This is a genomic window from Xanthomonas sp. LMG 12462, from assembly GCF_009192885.1.
In the GTDB taxonomy this organism is placed as follows: Bacteria; Pseudomonadota; Gammaproteobacteria; order Xanthomonadales; family Xanthomonadaceae; genus Xanthomonas_A; species Xanthomonas_A sontii.
Window position 1 is genome coordinate 1 of sequence record NZ_NMPP01000089.1, and the last position, 2,147, is coordinate 2,147.

Sequence of the window (2,147 nt, forward strand, 5' to 3'; positions counted from 1 at the left end):
CCCCGGCACCTGCGCCACCAGCGACCGCTCGCGATATTGCGTCGACACCGGACCGCGACCCAGCGCCAGCAGCGTATCCAGAGACGAAGCGGCATGCACCGGCAGCGCCTGCAGCGGCGTCTGCGGCGCCGCCGCCACCGCCTCCAGCACGGCCACGTACGCCTGGCCCAGCCGCGCGATCGTCGCCGCCTCGAACAGGCTGCGCGCATAGTTCCAGCGCAGCCGCGCCCCGTCACCGGTCTCGGTCACCGACAGCTGCAGGTCGAACTTCGCCGGCTCCTCGCCTCCCTCCAGCCCGCTCACCTCCAGCCCCGGCAGCGTCAGCGCCACCCGCGCGTTGTTGCGCATCGACAACAGCACCTGGAACAGCGGGCCGTGGCTCAGGCTGCGCACCGGCTTGAGTTCGTCCACCAGCATCTCGAACGGCACCTCCTGGTGCGTGTACGCCTCCAGGATCCGGTCGCGCCGCGCCTGCAACAGCTCCACGAACGGCGCCTGCGGCGCGATCTGCGTGCGCAGCACCAGCGTGTTCACGAAGAACCCGATCAGCGGCTCCACGTCCGGGTGCAGGCGGCCGGCGATCGGCGTGCCGATCACGATGTCCCGCTCCCCGCTCCAGCGCCACAGCACCGTCGCCAGCGCCGCCTCCAGCACCATGAACAGGCTCGCCCCGTGCGCCTGGCCCAGCGCGCCCAGCGCCGCCAGCGTCGGCGCCGGCAGCGCCACTTCCCACTGGCCGCCGTCGAAGCGCTGCTGCGCCGGACGTGCCGCATCCAGCGGCAGGCTGTGCACCACCGGCAACTGCGCCAGCTGTTCCCGCCAGTACCCCAGGTGGCCCTGCAGCGTCGCGCCCTGCAACCGCTGCCGTTGCCATGCCGCATAGTCGGCGTACTGCACCGGCAGCGCCGCCAGCGCCGCCGCCTCCCCGCGCACCTGCGCCGCGTACAGCGCGGCGAACTCCTGCACCAGCACTCCCACCGACCAGCCATCGCTGGCGATGTGGTGCATCGTGAACAGCAGCGCATGCCGCTGCGCCTGCAACTGCAGCAGCCGGCAGCGCAGCATCGGCCCGCGTTCCAGGTCGAACGGCTGCCGCGCCTCCTCCTCGCGCTGCTGCTGCAGTGCCTGGGCCTGCGCTGCCGCGTCCAGCTCGCGCAGGTCCTGTTCCAGCAGCGGCACCGTCGCTTCCGCCACGATCACCTGCACCGCCTGCCCGTCCTGTTCGGCGTACACCGTGCGCAGCACTTCGTGCCGCGCCACCAGCGCCGCCAGCGCCGCGCGCAGCGCCGTCCGGTCCAGGTCCCCGTCCAGTTGCAGCGCTACCGGCATGTTGTACTGCGCACTGCCGCCTTCGAGCCGGTCGATGAACCACAGCCGTTGCTGGGCGAAGGACAGCGCCAGCGGCTGCTCGCGCGGCAGCACCGGGATCGGCGCATAGTCCTGCGCCCGCACCCCGTCCACGTAGCGACCCAGCCCCTGCAGCGTCGGCTGCTCGAACAGCGCCCGTACCGGCACCGGCTTGCCCAGCCGCTTGCCGATCTCGCTCACGATCCGCGTGGCCAGCAGCGAGTGACCGCCCAACGCGAAGAAGTTCGCCTCGGTGCTGATCCGCTCCTGGCCCAGCACCGCTTCCCAGATCTGCGCCAGCGCCTGTTCGGTCGGCGTGCGCGGGGCGCTGTAGGCCGCTTCGCGCACCTGCACCTGCGGCAGCGCCGCCCGGTCCAGCTTGCCGTTGGCCGTCAGCGGCAGCGCCACCAGCACCACGTACGCCGTCGGCTGCATGTAGCCCGGCAGTACCTGGCTCAGCGCCTGCTGCAGCGACTGCGTCCAGGCCGCATCTGCCTCCTCTAGTGCGTCCGTCTGATCCGCGTGTAGCGGCATCGCCGGCACCACGTAGGCCACCAACCGCGCCTGCGCGCCCTCCCCGCTCACCACCACCGCTGCCTCGCGCACCGTCGCTTGCGCCCGCAGCTGGCTCTCGATCTCCCCCAGTTCGATCCGATACCCGCGCAGCTTCACCTGCGCATCCAGACGCCCCAGGTACTCCAGCGTCCCGTCGTTGCGCCAGCGCACCCGGTCGCCGCTGCGGTACACCCGCTCCCCGGCCACCCATGGGCTGGGCAGGAACCGCTGCGCCGTCAGGTCCG

General features: G+C 72.2%; 1 protein-coding gene. It reads right to left on the reverse strand.

Going from position 1 to position 2,147, the window contains the following annotated elements:
- Positions 1-2,147: condensation domain-containing protein (locus tag CEK69_RS19350; protein WP_152247424.1), on the reverse strand; the 2,147-nt coding region annotated here is incomplete at both ends.